The organism is Alicyclobacillus tolerans (assembly GCF_048984885.1).
GTDB lineage: Bacteria > Bacillota > Bacilli > Alicyclobacillales > Alicyclobacillaceae > Alicyclobacillus_I > Alicyclobacillus_I tolerans.
Window position 1 is genome coordinate 1,303,412 of record NZ_JBMGNK010000002.1, and the last position, 16,412, is coordinate 1,319,823.

Below are 16,412 nucleotides of genomic sequence, written 5' to 3' on the forward strand. Positions count from 1 at the left end.
GAATTTGGGACATCATTCTTGAACTATTGGGGGCATAACGACAGAATCATTAGAATCGCAGTACAATAAATCCTAGTCATGTAGTTCATGGAGGTATAGCCGATGTTTAGAAAATTCCCAATTTAATACATCTCGTTGGGGGTATCCCCATGTACTGAACATATGAGCTTCTGTCAAGGGGGCTCCTAACGAGGTGGAAGTTAAATGTTAATTTATTTAGGCTTATTTCGACAACGAAATTTTGCCTTTATGACATTGGCCGACGCTATTTCGGTGCTTGGTGATCAGATCGGCTGGGTCGCACTTCTTTGGTTCGCAATGGTCACGACCAAACATGCTGGATATATGGGATTGCTAGGTCTTGCATTCGGACTCCCGGGTGTCTTTCTCGGTGCAGTTGTTGGAAACGTACTTGACCGCACATCCCATAAGAAAGTATTGGTCACTGCGAATGTGTTGCTTGGTATCGTGTTTATGGCTATTCCGCTACTTTACCAAGTACACGCATTGCCGATGTTAGTGCTGTTTGCACTGGTCCTGGTTGCGGGTTGTTTAACTCCATATACAAGTGTTGGCTGGATGGTGGTTATCCCGAACCTTGTCAAAGAAGATGAGCTTGGTCCTGCTAACTCAATTGTTGAAACGATTTGGAACGGTGCTTCATTACTTGGTCCCCTTCTCGGTGGATTGTTGATTGCACGATTTGGTGCAACGGTCGCAGTGTTTGCTGATGGCGTGTCGTTTTGGGGAGCTGCCTTGTGTGTATTTGTTGTCAAAGGGTCAAAACAACACTTTGAATCCCGAGAGTCAGAAGAACCGAGTCAACGAAATTCGTTCCTCCATGATACTTGGGAAGGTGTTAAGACTTTGTACGGGTTAACCCCAGTTTTGTGGATTACACTCGGTGCGGTGGGTTTTCATCTTGCATACGGTCAATTGGAAGTGTCCCTGCCGTTGTTTACGCACAACGAATTGGCAAGCAGTGCAGTCGTTCTCGGAAGCTTTTGGACAACGTATTTCGTGGGTTCACTCATCGGTTCGGCTTTCAGTGGACTAACACTCAAAGGTAACCGAAGTGGGGTCATTATGGCAGTCATGGCGATGGGATGGGGATTGAGTTTTGTACCCATGCTTTGGGTTCACTCTTTATGGAACACGTATATCTCCATGGCTTTGGCAGGACTTCTCTTCGGAGGTTATCCACCACTAGCCAGAACAACCGTTCAGAAATTGGTCCCCAAAGAGTTTATGGGACGAATTTTGGGTATTCGTGGTTCAATTATTGCTTTAGGCATGCCTCTTGGTTCTTTTTTGGGGGGTGCGTTTGGACAATGGTTTCCTTCGTCAAGTGTCATCGGGGCTACAGGTTTCGCGGTGGTTGTACTCGGATTGCTGTTATTGTCTCGGCGTAGTTTTCGAACAATATAAGCACCTTTCATAAGGTAGCCTATGGGCAACCTTTTGCCTGAGTTTTCTTTATATTCATTCCAAAAAAGATTGTTAAACTGAGTTGAGATAAAGCAAATGCGGCTTCCCTAGAATACAGAGAAGCCGCACCTTTACAGAACGATTATGATGGCGGAGAGGGTGGGATTCGAACCCACGGTGCCCTTGCGAACACGGCGGTTTTCAAGACCGCTGCCTTAAACCACTCGACCACCTCTCCATATTGGAGAACATACGGGAGGCCGGGCAAAAAGCCCAGCCCCATTTTTGGAGCGGAAGACGGGATTCGAACCCGCGACCCTCGCCTTGGCAAGGCGATGCTCTACCCCTGAGCCACTTCCGCATACATCCACGCCTCTGATGGGCAAGACTGCAAGAGAAATTATATTCGCAGACACCCAGCTTGTCAACTCACTGTATCCAAGAACTGAAGTGTCCGCATTTTTCCAGAATTAGTTGCCAATTTTCTGTTCTTCTGGACTACTCGGTGATGCAACAGGCGATTTGGGTATGCGTCCAGCTAAGTAGGCTTGTCGGCCTGCTTCCACTCCTTTGGCCATTGCAGCAGCCATCTGTATCGGATTTTGTGCTTTGGCGATTGCCGTGTTGACAAGCACAGCATCCGCACCAAGCTCTAAAGCCAATGAAGCATCTGATGGCGATCCAATTCCAGCGTCTACAATCACCGGAACACGTCCGTTAGCTTCTTCAATAATACGCAAAATACGTTCTGGATTAGGCAGTCCTTGACCGGTTCCAATAGCCGAACCGAGTGGCATAACCGCAGCACATCCTATTTCAATTAGTCTTCGAGCAACAATATGATCGTCAGTTGTGTAAGGAAGTACAATAAAGCCTTCAGAAACCAATTGGTGTGCAGCTTCTACAGTAGCAATCGGATCGGGCAAAAGTGTTCCATCATTGGGAATAACCTCTAATTTAATCCAGTTAGAGAGACCGGCAGCACGTGCCAAGCGCGCAGTACGTACCGCTTCTTCCGCGGTGTGGCAACCTGCTGTGTTTGGAAGCAAAGTATAGCGATGGATATCAATGTAATGTAGCAGAGATTCCTCTGGTTGCTCTAAATTCACACGTCGAACCGCTACCGTAACGATTTCAGTTCCTGATGCTGCTAAAGATTCCTTCATCAATTCATTCGATGCGTACTTTCCAGTTCCTACCATTAATCTAGAATGAAACTTCTGTCCAGCAATATGTAGTAAGTCTGTCATAATCATGCTCCTTTTCTTTATACAGTGTAAGTTTGGAAATGATTAGCGATTTTCAACCTCCACCTACAAATCGTACAATTTCCAGTTCATCACCATTTGACAAATGAATCATGGACCAATTTTCGCGAGGAACAATTTCTTGGTTTCGTTCTACTGCTATGCGTTCTTCTTGTAAATGTAAGCTATTTAAAAAATCGAGCAGCGTCCAGTTATCTTCAATGCTCATATCTTTGCCGTTGACACGGATCTGCATAGTTATCTCCTTCTCTCCAGTTGCCTTTGTCTTATATCAGTAGGGAAGAATGATTTCCAGTTTTCTTCAACATCACGACCTGTGAGCAGATGAGCAAGAATTTCAGATGTGATGGCTGAAAGTAAAATTCCGTTTCGAAAATGTCCGAGTGAGAGAAACAGTCCAGGAATTGTGGGCACGGGACCAATAAGTGGCGGACCGCTCCCTTCAGGTCGCAAACCTGTCCATGTATGAATGAATTCAGAATGGCCAAGACTGGGGGCAATCCGCTTCAGAGAATATAAAAGCCACGCAAGTGAATCGCTACTGGGAGATTTATCATATCCAGATTCACGTTCTTCCGTTGCTCCCACTACAATTTTTCCATCGCGTTTGGGAACCAGGTAGGCGTGTTGTGAAAACACTGTATGTTGAAGTTGTAAATCGCGGGGGCGAATAGCCATCATTTGCCCCTTCACAGGATGAATGTCAATGGAAAGTTCAAGAGACCGTAACAGTGATGTAGCAAAAGCTCCAGCAGCTAAAACCAGTCGTTCAGCTTCAAAACTGGTATCTTGATGAGTGTAAACACGAAAACAATCGGCAGTCTTCTCCACACGTAAAATTTCAGTCTGTTCTAAAACCGAAGCAAAATGGTAAACAGCTATGCGCAGGGCATCCATGAAACGGTGAGCATGCAAATTTCCGTCATCCGGCAAATATAGACCCCCCAGGCAAGGGGCAAGTGAAGGTTCACGACGGGCAACTTTCTCGCCAGACCACCATTCGCAACGAAGTCCAGCGGCTTCTTGCCATTGAGCTTCTTTCTCCAAAAAGGATTTCTCTTCATCATTAAAAGCGAGTTGTAAAATCCCATTTTGAGTGAGTTCAATGTCTATGCCGCTGTCTTTTCTTAGTTCTGCAGCAAATTCAGGGAAAATGGAGCGGCTCGATACACAGAGATCAAGCATAGGCCCGGGCCGATCCGCTTCTAGTTGAGCGCCAAGCATTCCAGCCGCAGCGCTTGAAGCTTCTTGACCTATTCTACCGCGTTCCACGAGTAGTACATTCAATCCTTTTTTGGCAGCTTGCCAGGCTATGGATGACCCAATCGCACCACCGCCAACGACAATAACATCATAGATGCGCCTCATCGTTCATTCTCCTCCTTGAAAAAGGGGGTTTTTGGAGCGATATGACAAGCAAGCATCGTTTGCTTGAGTCTGTATGCCGCCTCTTTTGGATTCTCGGCATCCAGCACAGCGCCAATCACAGCCACACCACTGCATCCTGTCGCAAGCACCGACTCAACATTTTTCTCGTCAATGCCGCCAATTGCTAAAACCGGAATGGAGAGTTTTTCGACCACAAGTGATAAGGCGGCAAGTCCGCGAGGTGCCAGCTGAGGGTGGGATGCACTTGGGAAAACGTGACCAAACGTAACGTAATCCGCTCCTGCGTTCTCAGCAAACATTGCCTCCTCCAAAGAATGTACGGAACAGCCAAGCATTCCTTGCCATTTGAGTTGATTGCGCAATGCATGCGCCGTGGCAACAGGCAATGATTGAGCCGCTAAATGTACACCATCGAGTTTCTCAGCTAAAGCCAAATCCATTCTGTCGTTGACAAAAATTTTTGTGGCGAGATGGAGTCTGTTTAAATTTTCTTTTAGGTTTTTTACTAACTCAAGTGTACGAAGTACAGGCATTTTTTTATCGCGAATTTGAATAACATCCGCTCCACCTTCAGCAGCTTCCGAAAGAGCTTCAATTAACGGCAATTGGTGACGATCGCGATCGCTAATCATATGTAAAACTGGAGTCATCATGCACCTCACATAAAAAAGCCGCACCTGAAGAAACAGGTACGGCGGGATTCCATTCTTAACCCAGCAAACGCCACCTTGCCATAAATTGTTCTGCTTCAAGTATCTCATTCACACAACTTTGCGTCAAGAAGGTGAAGGGATGCTCTTCGTCCTGAGGTCCATGCTATGATGAAAAAAGTAAGGTTGGGGAGTGAGGAATGGTGGACTTTACAGAACGGTATTCTCGCCAGATTCGTTTTCAACCCATTGGCAAAGAAGGGCAACAAATGCTGTCCGCTGCTCGTGTCGCCATTGTTGGGCTTGGAGCGCTCGGTACCGTATTGTCCAGTCAATTAGCTCGAGCTGGTGTGGGTTATTTACGGCTCATTGACCGCGATGTGATTGAAGTCTCAAATTTGCAAAGACAACTTCTTTACACTGAGCAAGATGCTGAAGCGGGGCGAGCGAAGGCGGAAGCTGCAGCGGAGGCCCTTGCCAAAGCTAACAGTCAGATTCAGATTGAACCTGTCTTGACGGACGTAACGGCTGTGAATGCAGAAGAATTGCTTGGCGATGTGGATGTGATTGTAGATGGTACGGACAATTTACAAGTGCGATATCTTATCAATGATGTAGCAGTGAAACACGGAATTCCATGGAGTTATGGAGGAGCTGTGAGTTCTTATGGAACCACGGTATTTATAGAACCTGGGCAGACACCTTGTTTAGTTTGCTTGTTTGGTGCAGATGACGGATCGGCCGGACACGATACTTGTGACACAGTAGGTGTTCTAGCACCGATAGTGAGTATGATTGCGTCGATGCAGGTGGCGGAGATCATAAAATTTTTAACGGGGAATAGGCAAGCGCTCAAACGTGAGATAACTTATGTGGATATTTGGCAGAATGAATTTCGGTCTTTACGTCTCGGAACGCCTAAAGAAGAGTGTATATGCTGCCAAAAAAGACAATTTCTTTCTCTTCAACACAAGGACGAGGGATTGGTGGTTTCTTTTTGCGGTCGACAAACCATTCAAATTAAACCACAAGGAAAGTTGAACGTTTCCCTGGCGATACTTGCAGAGCGCTTGAAAGCATTGGGACGTGTGCAAGCGAATCGCAACTTGCTCCGCTTTGAAACGTCAGACTGCACCATCAGTTTGTTTGCTGATGGACGCGCTTTAATTCATGGTGTGGATGATATTTGGGAAGCGAAGAGAATCTACGCGCAATACATAGGTTTATAAAACGGAGTACGTTCATCAGACTCGTCCATAAGAATTAAAAAAGAAAAGTTGAAAAAAGCCGTTGACATCTCTCTGCAGACTTGTTATTATCAAAAACGTCGCTTCGGACGAGGCGGATGAAGAGTGAGCCGAGAGAAAAGCAAATTTGCTTGGGCCTATAGCTCAGCTGGCTAGAGCGCACGACTGATAATCGTGAGGTCAGAGGTTCAAGTCCTCTTAGGCCCACCAAGCTTTTAAAAACTCGACTTGCAAGGAATCGTAAAGTGTGGTATAGTTCCACGGTCAGCGCTGAATCTGATGTGCCCGTAGCTCAGCTGGATAGAGCGCTTGACTACGAATCAAGAGGTCGGGAGTTCGAATCTCTCCGGGCACGCCATGCCGAAGTGGCGGAATTGGCAGACGCACACGACTCAAAATCGTGCGGGAAACCGTGCCGGTTCGAGTCCGGCCTTCGGCACCACAGTGGGGCTATAGCTCAGCTGGGAGAGCGCTTGAATCGCACTCAAGAGGTCACCGGTTCAAATCCGGTTAGCTCCACCAGACGGTCGCCTGTGCCTCAACCAGGATGTGTATATTCCTCGATAGCTCAGCGGTAGAGCATCCGGCTGTTAACCGGAGGGTCGTAGGTTCGAATCCTACTCGGGGAGCCATATATATGGCCCCATGGTCAAGCGGTTAAGACACCGCCCTTTCACGGCGGTAACGCGGGTTCGAGTCCCGCTGGGGTCACCATGGGCGGTTAGCTCAGCGGGAGAGCACTCGCTTCACACGCGAGGGGTCGGCAGTTCGATCCTGCCACCGCCCACCAGCGGACGAGTCGCTGGCATTGCCTGAAAAGTCTATATCGCGGGGTGGAGCAGTTGGCAGCTCGTCGGGCTCATAACCCGAAGGTCGCAGGTTCGAGTCCTGCCCCCGCAACCAAATGGAGCTGTGGTGTAGAGGCCTAACATGCCTGCCTGTCACGCAGGAGACCGCGGGTTCGAATCCCGTCAGCTCCGCCAAATTTCTCTACCGCGGGCCTATAGCTCAGCTGGCTAGAGCGCACGACTGATAATCGTGAGGTCAGAGGTTCAAGTCCTCTTAGGCCCACCAGAGTATGGTGGGTTTTTTCATGTCCAAATTTCTTCATTCAGTAATATTCAATATTTCAATGGAGAAAGAGGCGTTCATCGATTGACGTCATGATGTTCTTCCGGTATTGTTTTGTTTAGTTGAGACGAGTGAGCAGAGTTGAGCTGGGCCGAGTTGAGCGTTTCATTCCATGCATGGGCATCGAGTCTGTGTATTTTCTGTCTTCGGCCCCTCTGTCATAGGAGGGTAATCTTATGCTTTTAGTCATTGATAATTTTGATTCTTTTACCTACAATCTTGTCCATTATTGTGGTGAACTGGGTGCTGATATCATTGTGCGCCGCAACGATACACCACTTCATGAGCTAAAGAATCTCTCGCCTTCACAAATCATCATCTCTCCAGGACCTTGTACCCCAACAGAAGCAGGTATTTCAGTAGAAGCTATTCAATATTTTTCAGGACGCATTCCTGTTCTGGGAGTTTGTCTGGGACATCAAGCATTAGGGCAAGCCTTTGGTGCAGAAGTGGTGCGTGCCCCGCTATGTATGCATGGAAAAACGTCTCCTATCCATCATCAACAAGACCATCTTTTTGCTCAAATTCCTAGTCCTTTTCTTGCTACGCGATACCATTCTTTGGTCGTTCGCCGCGACACTTTACCGGATTCCTTTTCTGTTACGGCAACCGCGGATGGGCTAATCATGGCTATGCGCCATCAACCAAGCGGTGCTGTGGGTGTTCAGTTTCATCCTGAATCCATTCTTACAGAACATGGGAAACAAATTCTTGCTAATTTTTTGGCGAGCTAAAGAAAGGTTATACAACGCGATGAGCGAGAGGAGAAGTTGGAATGATGCAAAACTTTAAATATGAAGAAACTCTTGAGATCGATCCGTTTTATTTTTATCTACACAGCTTGGAAATTGTACCACCTTTTCACGCGTATTTGCTGGATGCGGCGTACGATAAACAGGCTGATACACGTTTTTCCCGTTCGATTCTTGGTTTAATGCCGTTGATTGAAGTAATTGTGAAAGATGGAAAAACGTTTATTTATGCCAAAACAGGTCTCGCCGAATGGCTGGCTCAAGAACTCCAGCCCAATGTGATTGAATTCGAAGGAAGCTTTGTTTCTGCTGTTGCTGAGAAACCTTGTGCAGTATTTACGGATAATCCTCTGGAGGTATTAGAACGTTTGCGCCTTTTGTTGCGGCAAAAGATTTTTACCGAAAACCAACCTATCCCCTTTTCGGCTGGTTTCTTGGGCTATATTGGCTATGACAGTGTGCATTATTTAGAAAAGCTGCCTAAAACCACATTGGACGATCGCGCTTTGCCTGACATTCGCTTACAACTCCATGCTTTTACGATTCATTTGCAAGTGAATCGATTGCAAATGTTCAGTTTGTTGCCTGAACTGAGAGGCTATCTTTCTAAAGAAAATATGCTCCTGCTAGAAAGCGTTCAAATGAAAGTTTTGAACTTGTTGGACCAAGGCACATCGGAAGAACCCCGAAGACTGAAAGAGGCAGCAGCGGCTAGTCAGGATACAGTCGATATTAAGGATGAAGTCTCGGCTGAAACTTTTATGGGTAATGTCGAACGTGCACGAGAATATATTCGCGCAGGGGATATTTTTCAGGTCGTGTTATCCAAGCGCATGAAAGCGAGCGCTACGTTACATCCTTACATTGCGTATGATCGATTGCGCAAATTGAATCCGTCGCCTTACATGTTCATGAGTGAATATCCCGATATGCGACTCTTTGGTGCAAGTCCGGAAGTTCAGTTGCGTGTGGTTGATGGATTGGCCGAAATGAAGCCGATAGCTGGCACCTCCAAAGGCAGAGGCAAATCTGCAGCTGAAGATCGGGCGTTGGCTGAACAATTGTTGAATGATGAGAAAGAACGGGCTGAACACTTGATGCTTGTTGATTTATGCCGGAATGATTTGGGCAGAGTTTGTACCATAGGATCGGTTCATGTTCCGGACTTCATGGTAGTCGAGCCGTATTCTCACCTTTTTCACCTGGTATCCACAGTGCGTGGTCAATTGCGAGAGGATGTGAGTGTTTTCACAGCTCTCTTGGCCACATTTCCGGCGGGTACACTATCGGGAGCTCCAAAAATTCGTGCTATGGAAATTATTGATGAATTGGAGACATTGCGTCGAGGACCTTACGGTGGTCTGTTAGGTATGGTCGATCTCGATGCAAACGCCAATACGGCTATTATCATCCGCTCAGTGGTAGAGAAAAACCAAGCATACTATGTGCAAGTCGGGGCGGGTATCGTGATGGATAGCGTTGCCGAGCAAGAATGGCAAGAGTGTAATCGCAAAGCGGGCGCAATATTAGATATTTTGTCGCAACCCATGGCAACGCAAAAGTGATATACTAAAAATGGCATCCAGCTCGAAACCTGCAGACGTCACATCTGTGGAGAGGTTTGAGGAGGAACCGTCATGGGAGACAGTTTACAATTTGATTTGTCGGCAGCAGAATGGCGTCGAAATGCGGCTGACGAGCAGGCGCTCTTGGAAGGGTTGGCAGAGCGGCTTTGTTCCGCCTTACCTCAGCAAACAGAGGTAATTCGGGAACATGGTCTTTTTGTCCGCCATCCGCGTGTGACTCAAATACGAGTGCTGTTTGAGATGTACCATTTTCAGTTGACCATGACGAAAACACACGGTTTGTTGGCAGAACGTGCAAAGGTAGTTCGCGGTATCCGCTTAAAAACAGAGGAGATGTCATTTGGAGAATGGCTTGACGCTCTTTCTGTAGAACTGTCTCGGATGGCGGCTGAACACGAAGATGTGCAACAAAAACTCTATCAATTTTTAATGTCTTGACGATCCTTTTCCAAGGGTCGTTTTGACATTTCATGGTCAACAACAACGTATTTGACCCTTCACCTCATCCGTTGCTAACGAAATGATAAAGGGGGAATGCCAAGCGTGTGGTTTTCCAGGAAAAACCAAGGTGGTTTGTCCAAAAGTGAACGATTGGCAAAAGAAAATGCCGCTCTCTATCGTTCGGAACGCGCGATAGCAGCCTTTGAACGTGGGCAGTTGCCTGAATATGTCGAAGCGCGAGCGAGGAAGCAAGTTCAGCATGAACTCCCCTGGACGAGTAATTTATCGGTTGCTGAATGGGCGCTGTTAGCCCGCTATGGTTTGCGACCCTTAGGTCAGGTTATGGGAGCAACAGTGTATCATCAGGCAGAATGGAAAATGGTTTTAGGTCGACAGAATCGTTACGCAGGCGGATGGAATACAGGTTTTAACGGGATGTATGTGAATTTATATTCCGGAAGTTGTTTTTTGAATGAATTAGAACAAGGGATGTATGAAGCGCGTTGGCTTGCTTTGCAAAGATTGAGAGCAGAGGCGGCGTTGCTTGGAGCGCACGCAGTGGTTGGGGTCAAAGTCAAGCTGGTTCCAGGCACGGTGGAAAGTAGTTTGGAAATGACGGCTATGGGAACGGCAATAACTCTCGATTTGCCAAGTGTGGATGAGCCTCTTCTTTGTACGGTCAGTGCACAAGATTTTGTTCGACTTCTTCATGCAGGGAGTATTCCGGTTGGCTTAGCCCTTGGGGTCGGAATCTATTATCAGGTCAGCCAATGGAATGATGTTTGGCAATCTGGAAGTTATAGCAATCAGGAAATGTATAGTTATACTGATGCGGTTTATCAAGCCCGACATCGGGCTGTACAGGAGATGCGCCGACACGCAGCAGAAAGTGGCGGAAATGGTGTGTTGGCTCATGAAACTGGATTGCGGGTAGAGGAAGTAGAGGTAGAGTATGGGGAAGGCGATATCCGTCTCAATCATGTGGTGGAATTTTTCGCAATGGGCACAGTGATTTCTTATCGCAAGACCCATCTGGATGAACGACCTCAGTCGGTAGTATCGCTCAATACCTGATAAGCTCTGTAAAGGGATATAAGGAGTTGATCTGTTTGCCTGTGAACAATGATTTACCCGAGCACGCGCTTGAACGTTTGCGAGGATTGCGAAGTCAGGGTCACCCTGGCGGCGTATTCACGTCGGATTTGTCAGTCAACGAATTTTTGCTCGTACGAGATGCTGGATTTGAGCCCATTGGTTTAGTTGTCGGATCGTCCATATATCATATTGGTTATCAGCAGGCTATGTGGCGTCAAAGTATGGAAATGGATGTTTTGACACAAGCCATGTATCACGCTCGTGAACTTGCCATGTCTCGAATGGAGGAAGAGGCAGCGGAGCTAGGAGCGGATGGCGTAGTAGGCGTTCGTCTGGAAGTGACGCGCTATGAGTGGGGAGCCGATATGGCAGAGTTTTTGGCGATTGGCACGGCAGTTGCAGCTAGAGAAGGCGGCCATTCGTACAAGTCTCATTCGGGGAAACCCTTTACTTCAGATTTGTCTGGGCAGGATTTTTGGACCTTGCTTCAAGCAGGTTACAGGCCGCTTTCGCTCGTTATGGGCAGTTGCGTCTATCATGTGGCCCACCAAGGTATGTTTCAATCTTTAAAAAATGTAGGTCAGAATGTTGAACTGACCAACTTTACGCAAGCACTCTATGATGCTCGTGAATTGGCCATGGAGCGAATGCAGACTGAAGCTCACGAAGAAAAAGCGGAAGGGATTGTGGGTGTCCGCTTAGAAGAGCGATCACACGGATGGGGTTCACATGTGATTGAATTTTTCGCTGTAGGAACGGCTGTTACGCCTATCCGGGCTGATCACAATATCAGCAAACCACAGTTGATACTTTCTCTCAACGATTGACCATAAGCTGAATTTTTCTTTGAAATAGATTGTAAATTTATTACAAATGGTTGGAGGGAATAAAAATGGGATTATTTAAAAGAGCATCAGAAATTGTGGAATCTCAAGTCAATAAGCTATTGGATAAATTAGAAGATCCCAATGCTACTCTCGATCTCTCTTATGAAAAAATGGTTTCTGGCTTGCAACAAGTTAAACGTCATCTGGCAGATGTAGTCACAGAGCAAAAAGCGCTCGAAAATCAAATTCATTCCACTGAAAAAGAAATTGCCGACAGAGAGGAAGAAGCGCGGGCGGCGCTTAAGGTGGGACGCGAGGATTTGGCCAAAAAAGCACTTGAGCTCAAACAGTCTGCTATGGCCAAATTAGCAACTCTCCAAGATTCCCTAACTAAAATCGAAACTCAAGTCAATCGTCTTAAGGAAGCTGAACAAAAGTTTCAAGAACGTATCTCAAATTTCAAAACTGAGAAAGAAGTTACCAAAGCAACTTATACCGCCGCACAGGCTGAAGTTCGTATGGGTGAATCATTGTCAGGCATCAGTAAAGAATTAGGCAACGTGGGGGATACCTTGCGTCGTGCCAACGATAAAACGGAACGTATGGTGGCTCGCGCAGAAGCGATGCAGTCCCTTGCAGATGAAGGGATTTTGGACGATCCATTAGATAACCGAGATGCTGTGCAGAAAGAATTGGATAAAATTCGCAAAGACGCATCTGTTTCTGATGAATTGGAGCGCCTCAAAGCAGAAATGGCCGAAAAGAAATCATAAATTGGCAAGTTGAAAATTCTATTTGTGCAGCACGGGCCCTTTGCATTTCTGACCCAACGAATGGGCTCGTGCTTGCGTCTTGGTAACGCCTAAAGTATAATGTTCGGGCATACAGTAAAAACAATGCGTCCGTAGCTTAGTGGATAGAGCGCTGGCCTCCGGAGCCAGAGGTCGGGGGTTCGAATCCCTCCGGACGCGCCATAAAAATTAGGAACTGTCCTCAAATAGCAGAAATGCCAAAAGGGACAGTTTTTCTTTTGCGTAAAATTCCCGAATATTCACATTACAAAATGAATGCAAGAGTTGATAAAGCGCTTTTCCCGCTTTATCAACTCTTCTTACATAGGATGAAAACTTGTATGAGCTGTGTTAGCTAAGTGAGGAAGGTGAAGACCCGTAAATACCATGCATGCCATGCATGCCACCCATGCTCATATGTGGCATATGGGTGTAAACAGGTGTCATGGTCAAAGAGTCGTAATGCGCTATTGTGACGTGTTTACCTGTTTTGATAACCTCAACGGTCGGACAAAGTAAGAAGAAGAGTACGAAGATGATAAGAAATACAACTGCCCAACGTGTGTAAACTCCAAATGCTCCCATGTCTGTCATTCCTCCTTCGTGAGATAGTTCAGAAGATGCTGGGACAAACGCCGCCGGGCACAGGCAAAAGCGGAGATTCGAAAAAAGATTTATGGGTCATTTACTGGTGATAATAATAAATATACGTTATAATGAATAAAAATTTATCAAAGAGGCTGGATATGTACAGCTCTTTATGAAGAGATACGCAATGAGGAGGTGGCATGGGTTATGAACCAACCGCGTATTGGCGTTGTTGGAGCAACGGGTTATGCCGGAGTGGAGTTAATACGTATTCTCAGTCGCCACCCTTTGCTGAAAATAACGTACTTAGCAGCTCAAAAGCTAGAACAGTCAGAGACGTATGGTCATAAAATCAGCGCTTTTCGCCAGTTTGGAGAACTGCCTGCTTTGGAACCATTTGATTTAGAACGCTGCCTGGATTTGTGCGATCTCGTTTTTCTTGCCCTACCATCTGGCATATCTGGCCGTTTGGCTTTGCAAATTCATCATGCTGGCAAAAAAGTGATTGATCTCTCAGGCGATCTTCGCTTGCCCAAAGAGGTGTATGAAAGTTGGTATGGACTAGCTTCACCTCTCACGCAAAAAGACACACACGCAGTGTATGGATTATCTGACTGGCAAGCTGAGCAAATTGCTAATCAATCATTGATTTCTAATCCTGGTTGCTACGCTACAGCGGCGCTGCTCTCTCTTTTGCCGCTTTGTCAAACAAAACTTGTGGAAAGTCAGAGCGTATGGGTTGTCGATGCAAAATCAGGATCAACCGGAGCAGGCAAAAGTCCGCAGCCTCATTTATTGCTCAGTGAATTGTCCAATAATTTTTATCCTTACCGTGTGGGGTGCCATCAACATACACCTGAAATTGAACAAAAACTCCAGGAAGAATCCAAACAAGCTGACCTGCAAATTCAATTGACTACACAGTTGCTGCCTATTCCACGAGGAATCCTTGTATCTGCTTATATACCGCTTTGTTCAACGGTCAGTTTTACGGATTTATATGAAATTTATCAAAATGCATACCATGATACACCTTTTGTTAGCATACTGCCATGTGGCGAATGGCCGCAAATTCAAAGTGTTTTAGGAGCTAACACTTGTCATATTGCGCTGCATGTTGATAATCGTACCCAAATGCTGCAAATATTTGCTGTGATAGATAACTTACAAAAGGGCGCTGCAGGACAGGCGGTACAAAATATGAATTTAATGTTGGGTTGGCCCATGGAGACAGGGCTTTCACTGATAGGAAGTGCGCCTTGATGGGCAAGGGGATGATAGCTTGAGTGTACTCATTAAAGTTGGCGGTTCGCTGGGCGAACAGGCCGCACCATTAATTCGTCCTTTACAGAATTTACAAAATCAATCTCGTTCATTTGTGATTGTTCATGGTGGTGGTCCCCGTATCAGTGCAGCTTTAGAAGCGGCTGGTATGAAATTGCCTTTCCATAATGGATTGCGTCGTACCCATAGTCAAGCCATGGTCATTGTGGACGCTGTGCTCGGATTTTCAGTTAACAGTGAATGGGTTTCTTTATTACGTGCCAACGGCATTGCGGCAGTTCCTGTGCATGGAGCAAAATCGGGACTTTTCCTCGCCGAATCTTATGAGGGCGATCACACTGCGGATTGGGTGGAAGCCTACGCTGGACCACTTGAAGCAGCCTTTGTGCGTCATGAAATCCCAGTAGTCGCGCCGATTGGTCACAACTCCCGAGGGCAACGCATGAATATCAATGCAGATGCAGCAGCAGCAGCTTTGGCTGGTTCGCTGCAAGTTGAAAAACTTGTTTTTTGCACAAATGTGTCTGGGATCTATCTAAATTTTCCATATGGAGATCGGATAGATTCCATCACAGACAAAAAATTAGAAAAGTTATATCAGCAGGGGATGTTTGAAGGTGGTATGCGGCCCAAAGTGGAGGCTGTATTGAATGCGCTTAGGTATAAGGTAAATGCGGTTTATGTAGTTGATGGGGAAAATGAAGCTGCTATTGAATGGGCTTTTGCCAACCATCCTGAAGAGCCGGTGTCTGGAGCATTGGGCACTCGCATAACCCGATATTTAAATGAATAGTAGAGAGGAAGTGCCGCTCATGTTGTTTCAAAATTATGGCTCGCGCGAACTTACGATAGTGCGAGGACAGGGAGTTTGGTTGTACGACGAACAGGGCAGGGACTACTTGGATATGACTGCTGGCATTGCAGTTACAAGTCTGGGGCATGCTCATCCGCGTCTGGTGGAAGCTATTTCCCATCAAGCAGCCACATTACTGCACTGTTCAAATTTATATCAAATTCCTCAGCAAGAAGAAGTGGCTAAAAAACTGATTGAATTTTCAGGTTTGGATGCTGCGTTTTTCTGCAATTCTGGAGCAGAGGCAAATGAAGCAGCATTAAAATTAGCGCGGCGTTATGCGTCCACTCAACATGCTGAAAAAACGATATTGCTTTCTTTGCCAGGGGCGTTTCATGGCCGTACTTATGGTGCTCTGTCCGTAACGCCAAAGCCAGCGTATCAGGAGGGCTTTGGACCGCTTTTGCCGGATTGTCATACTCCTACTTCATTTGAAGAAGTCCTGTCCTCTGTAAACAGTGATACAGCCGCTTGTATAGTTGAGGTCATTCAAGGTGAAGGTGGTGTTCAACCCGTACCTCATGAATTTCTGCAGGAACTCCAAAAGCGTCTCAAGGCTGTCCATGCACTCCTGATTGTCGATGAGGTGCAGACAGGGATAGGTAGAACCGGTGACTGGTTTGCTTTTAGAAGTGCAGGTCTAGATCCTGATATTGTAACTCTGGCTAAAGGGTTGGGTGGTGGCGTACCGGTTGGCGCTGTTCTTGCCAAGCAAGAAGTGGCCAAAACTTTTACAGCCGGATCGCACGGAACGACATTTGGTGGAAATCCATTAGCTATGTCAGCGGCAAAAACAGTCCTCGAAGAAATAGAAAAAGGAAATCTTTTAGAGCAAGTTAGGCGAGTAGGAGATAAAGTGAGACAATTTTTAGAAGAACATTTTACGCAGGTGAGCGGTCAAGGATTAATGTGGGGGTTTACCATCTCAGAAGATGCCCGGAATTTTGTCAAAAATGCACAAGAAGTAGCTGGTGTATTGATGACAGCTGTTGGAGAAAACCGTATTCGCGTGGTTCCTCCTTTAATCTTAGAAGAGGAAGATGTAGATGAGTTTGCAAAAAGAATCTATACTATCTTATGAA

Annotated in this window: 16 protein-coding genes and 13 tRNA genes; 22 read left to right on the plus strand and 7 right to left on the minus strand. The window is 46.3% G+C overall.

The window, feature by feature from the left end:
- The first annotated feature begins 204 nt into the window (after positions 1-204).
- Positions 205-1,428 (plus strand): MFS transporter, encoded by a 1,224-nt coding sequence (locus tag ACOJUR_RS06395; RefSeq protein WP_420949550.1) that lies wholly within the window; start codon positions 205-207, stop codon positions 1,426-1,428.
- A gap of 148 nt (positions 1,429-1,576) precedes the next feature.
- Here ACOJUR_RS06395 and ACOJUR_RS06400 read toward each other — a convergent pair.
- The 6 genes from ACOJUR_RS06400 to ACOJUR_RS06425 form a co-directional block, all read right to left on the minus strand.
- Positions 1,577-1,666: transfer RNA gene (locus ACOJUR_RS06400), tRNA-Ser, on the minus strand.
- A 48-nt stretch (positions 1,667-1,714) separates the two neighbouring features.
- Positions 1,715-1,789, minus strand: a tRNA-Gly gene (locus ACOJUR_RS06405).
- Between the two features lie 109 nt (positions 1,790-1,898).
- Complete coding sequence (locus ACOJUR_RS06410; RefSeq protein WP_420949551.1) at positions 1,899-2,678, minus strand: thiazole synthase; 780 nt, start codon at positions 2,676-2,678, stop codon at positions 1,899-1,901.
- Positions 2,679-2,730: 52 nt separating this feature from the next.
- Positions 2,731-2,931: a sulfur carrier protein ThiS gene (gene thiS, locus ACOJUR_RS06415; protein WP_420949552.1), complete on the minus strand. Its 201-nt coding sequence runs from the start codon at positions 2,929-2,931 to the stop codon at positions 2,731-2,733.
- A 2-nt stretch (positions 2,932-2,933) separates the two neighbouring features.
- Positions 2,934-4,064, minus strand: coding sequence for a glycine oxidase ThiO (gene thiO, locus ACOJUR_RS06420; protein WP_420949553.1), 1,131 nt, complete (start codon positions 4,062-4,064; stop codon positions 2,934-2,936).
- Positions 4,061-4,735, minus strand: coding sequence for a thiamine phosphate synthase (locus ACOJUR_RS06425; RefSeq protein ID WP_072873409.1), 675 nt, complete (start codon positions 4,733-4,735; stop codon positions 4,061-4,063). Before ACOJUR_RS06425 ends, thiO begins: the two co-directional genes overlap by 4 nt.
- 200 nt (positions 4,736-4,935) lie before the next feature.
- Here ACOJUR_RS06425 and ACOJUR_RS06430 point away from each other — a divergent pair, with 200 nt between their 5' ends.
- The 18 genes from ACOJUR_RS06430 (at position 4,936) to ACOJUR_RS06515 (ending at position 12,788) form a co-directional block, all read left to right on the plus strand.
- Entirely contained in the window at positions 4,936-5,964 is a 1,029-nt protein-coding gene (locus tag ACOJUR_RS06430) for a ThiF family adenylyltransferase (protein ID WP_420949554.1), read from the plus strand.
- A 151-nt stretch (positions 5,965-6,115) separates the two neighbouring features.
- A tRNA-Ile gene (locus tag ACOJUR_RS06435) sits at positions 6,116-6,192 on the plus strand.
- 71 nt (positions 6,193-6,263) lie between these two features.
- Positions 6,264-6,340 (plus strand) — tRNA-Arg (locus ACOJUR_RS06440).
- 1 nt (position 6,341) lies between these two features.
- Positions 6,342-6,424: transfer RNA gene (locus ACOJUR_RS06445), tRNA-Leu, on the plus strand.
- 4 nt (positions 6,425-6,428) lie between these two features.
- Positions 6,429-6,504: transfer RNA gene (locus tag ACOJUR_RS06450), tRNA-Ala, on the plus strand.
- A 35-nt stretch (positions 6,505-6,539) separates the two neighbouring features.
- Positions 6,540-6,614, plus strand: a tRNA-Asn gene (locus ACOJUR_RS06455).
- A gap of 7 nt (positions 6,615-6,621) precedes the next feature.
- Positions 6,622-6,696 (plus strand) — tRNA-Glu (locus ACOJUR_RS06460).
- Position 6,697: 1 nt separating this feature from the next.
- A tRNA-Val gene (locus ACOJUR_RS06465) sits at positions 6,698-6,772 on the plus strand.
- A gap of 37 nt (positions 6,773-6,809) precedes the next feature.
- Positions 6,810-6,885, plus strand: a tRNA-Met gene (locus tag ACOJUR_RS06470).
- A gap of 3 nt (positions 6,886-6,888) precedes the next feature.
- A tRNA-Asp gene (locus tag ACOJUR_RS06475) sits at positions 6,889-6,965 on the plus strand.
- A gap of 14 nt (positions 6,966-6,979) precedes the next feature.
- Positions 6,980-7,056 (plus strand) — tRNA-Ile (locus ACOJUR_RS06480).
- 233 nt (positions 7,057-7,289) lie between these two features.
- Positions 7,290-7,847 (plus strand): anthranilate synthase component II, encoded by a 558-nt coding sequence (locus ACOJUR_RS06485; protein ID WP_072873407.1) that lies wholly within the window; start codon positions 7,290-7,292, stop codon positions 7,845-7,847.
- Positions 7,848-7,888: 41 nt separating this feature from the next.
- A complete protein-coding gene (locus tag ACOJUR_RS06490; RefSeq protein ID WP_420949555.1) occupies positions 7,889-9,430 on the plus strand; it encodes an anthranilate synthase component I family protein in 1,542 nt (513 codons plus the stop codon).
- Between the two features lie 72 nt (positions 9,431-9,502).
- The gene (locus ACOJUR_RS06495; RefSeq protein ID WP_072873406.1) at positions 9,503-9,889 is read left to right on the plus strand and encodes a hypothetical protein; all 387 of its coding nucleotides are present in this window, start codon (positions 9,503-9,505) and stop codon (positions 9,887-9,889) included.
- 105 nt (positions 9,890-9,994) lie between these two features.
- Entirely contained in the window at positions 9,995-10,966 is a 972-nt protein-coding gene (locus tag ACOJUR_RS06500; RefSeq protein WP_420949556.1) for a heavy metal-binding domain-containing protein, read from the plus strand.
- Between the two features lie 41 nt (positions 10,967-11,007).
- Complete coding sequence (locus tag ACOJUR_RS06505; RefSeq protein ID WP_129583520.1) at positions 11,008-11,814, plus strand: heavy metal-binding domain-containing protein; 807 nt, start codon at positions 11,008-11,010, stop codon at positions 11,812-11,814.
- Between the two features lie 65 nt (positions 11,815-11,879).
- Complete coding sequence (locus ACOJUR_RS06510) at positions 11,880-12,587, plus strand: PspA/IM30 family protein (protein ID WP_420949557.1); 708 nt, start codon at positions 11,880-11,882, stop codon at positions 12,585-12,587.
- 125 nt (positions 12,588-12,712) lie between these two features.
- Positions 12,713-12,788, plus strand: a tRNA-Arg gene (locus ACOJUR_RS06515).
- 168 nt (positions 12,789-12,956) lie between these two features.
- On the opposite strand, the gene ACOJUR_RS06520 is transcribed toward ACOJUR_RS06515, so the two are convergent.
- Entirely contained in the window at positions 12,957-13,190 is a 234-nt protein-coding gene (locus ACOJUR_RS06520; RefSeq protein WP_129583518.1) for a hypothetical protein, read from the minus strand.
- Positions 13,191-13,400: 210 nt separating this feature from the next.
- Between ACOJUR_RS06520 and argC the strand changes: the two genes are divergently transcribed.
- The 3 genes from argC to ACOJUR_RS06535 are packed head-to-tail and all read left to right on the plus strand — an operon-like array spanning position 13,401 to position 16,411.
- Positions 13,401-14,456 carry an N-acetyl-gamma-glutamyl-phosphate reductase gene (gene argC / locus ACOJUR_RS06525; protein ID WP_420949558.1) on the plus strand — a complete coding sequence of 352 codons (1,056 nt, stop codon included), beginning with the start codon at positions 13,401-13,403 and terminating at the stop codon, positions 14,454-14,456.
- A 19-nt stretch (positions 14,457-14,475) separates the two neighbouring features.
- Entirely contained in the window at positions 14,476-15,270 is a 795-nt protein-coding gene (gene argB, locus ACOJUR_RS06530; RefSeq protein WP_072873400.1) for an acetylglutamate kinase, read from the plus strand.
- On the plus strand, positions 15,263-16,411 hold the full coding sequence (locus ACOJUR_RS06535; protein ID WP_072873399.1) for an aspartate aminotransferase family protein: 1,149 nt from the start codon (positions 15,263-15,265) through the stop codon (positions 16,409-16,411). The genes argB and ACOJUR_RS06535 overlap by 8 nt, the downstream gene beginning before the upstream one ends.
- Position 16,412: the final 1 nt, after the last annotated feature.

What these genes read in the sequence shown, in the direction of transcription:
- argC (WP_420949558.1), top strand. Translation starts at nt 13,401, where the DNA reads ATGAACCAACCGCGTATTGGCGTTGTTGGAGCAACGGGTTATGCCGGA.
- ACOJUR_RS06485 (WP_072873407.1), top strand. Translation starts at nt 7,290, where the DNA reads ATGCTTTTAGTCATTGATAATTTTGATTCTTTTACCTACAATCTTGTC.
- ACOJUR_RS06495 (WP_072873406.1), top strand. Translation starts at nt 9,503, where the DNA reads ATGGGAGACAGTTTACAATTTGATTTGTCGGCAGCAGAATGGCGTCGA.
- thiO (WP_420949553.1), bottom strand. Translation starts at nt 4,064, where the DNA reads ATGAGGCGCATCTATGATGTTATTGTCGTTGGCGGTGGTGCGATTGGG.
- ACOJUR_RS06425 (WP_072873409.1), bottom strand. Translation starts at nt 4,735, where the DNA reads ATGACTCCAGTTTTACATATGATTAGCGATCGCGATCGTCACCAATTG.
- ACOJUR_RS06520 (WP_129583518.1), bottom strand. Translation starts at nt 13,190, where the DNA reads ATGGGAGCATTTGGAGTTTACACACGTTGGGCAGTTGTATTTCTTATC.
- ACOJUR_RS06490 (WP_420949555.1), top strand. Translation starts at nt 7,889, where the DNA reads ATGATGCAAAACTTTAAATATGAAGAAACTCTTGAGATCGATCCGTTT.
- ACOJUR_RS06395 (WP_420949550.1), top strand. Translation starts at nt 205, where the DNA reads ATGTTAATTTATTTAGGCTTATTTCGACAACGAAATTTTGCCTTTATG.
- thiS (WP_420949552.1), bottom strand. Translation starts at nt 2,931, where the DNA reads ATGCAGATCCGTGTCAACGGCAAAGATATGAGCATTGAAGATAACTGG.
- ACOJUR_RS06535 (WP_072873399.1), top strand. Translation starts at nt 15,263, where the DNA reads ATGAATAGTAGAGAGGAAGTGCCGCTCATGTTGTTTCAAAATTATGGC.
- ACOJUR_RS06430 (WP_420949554.1), top strand. Translation starts at nt 4,936, where the DNA reads ATGGTGGACTTTACAGAACGGTATTCTCGCCAGATTCGTTTTCAACCC.
- ACOJUR_RS06510 (WP_420949557.1), top strand. Translation starts at nt 11,880, where the DNA reads ATGGGATTATTTAAAAGAGCATCAGAAATTGTGGAATCTCAAGTCAAT.
- ACOJUR_RS06410 (WP_420949551.1), bottom strand. Translation starts at nt 2,678, where the DNA reads ATGACAGACTTACTACATATTGCTGGACAGAAGTTTCATTCTAGATTA.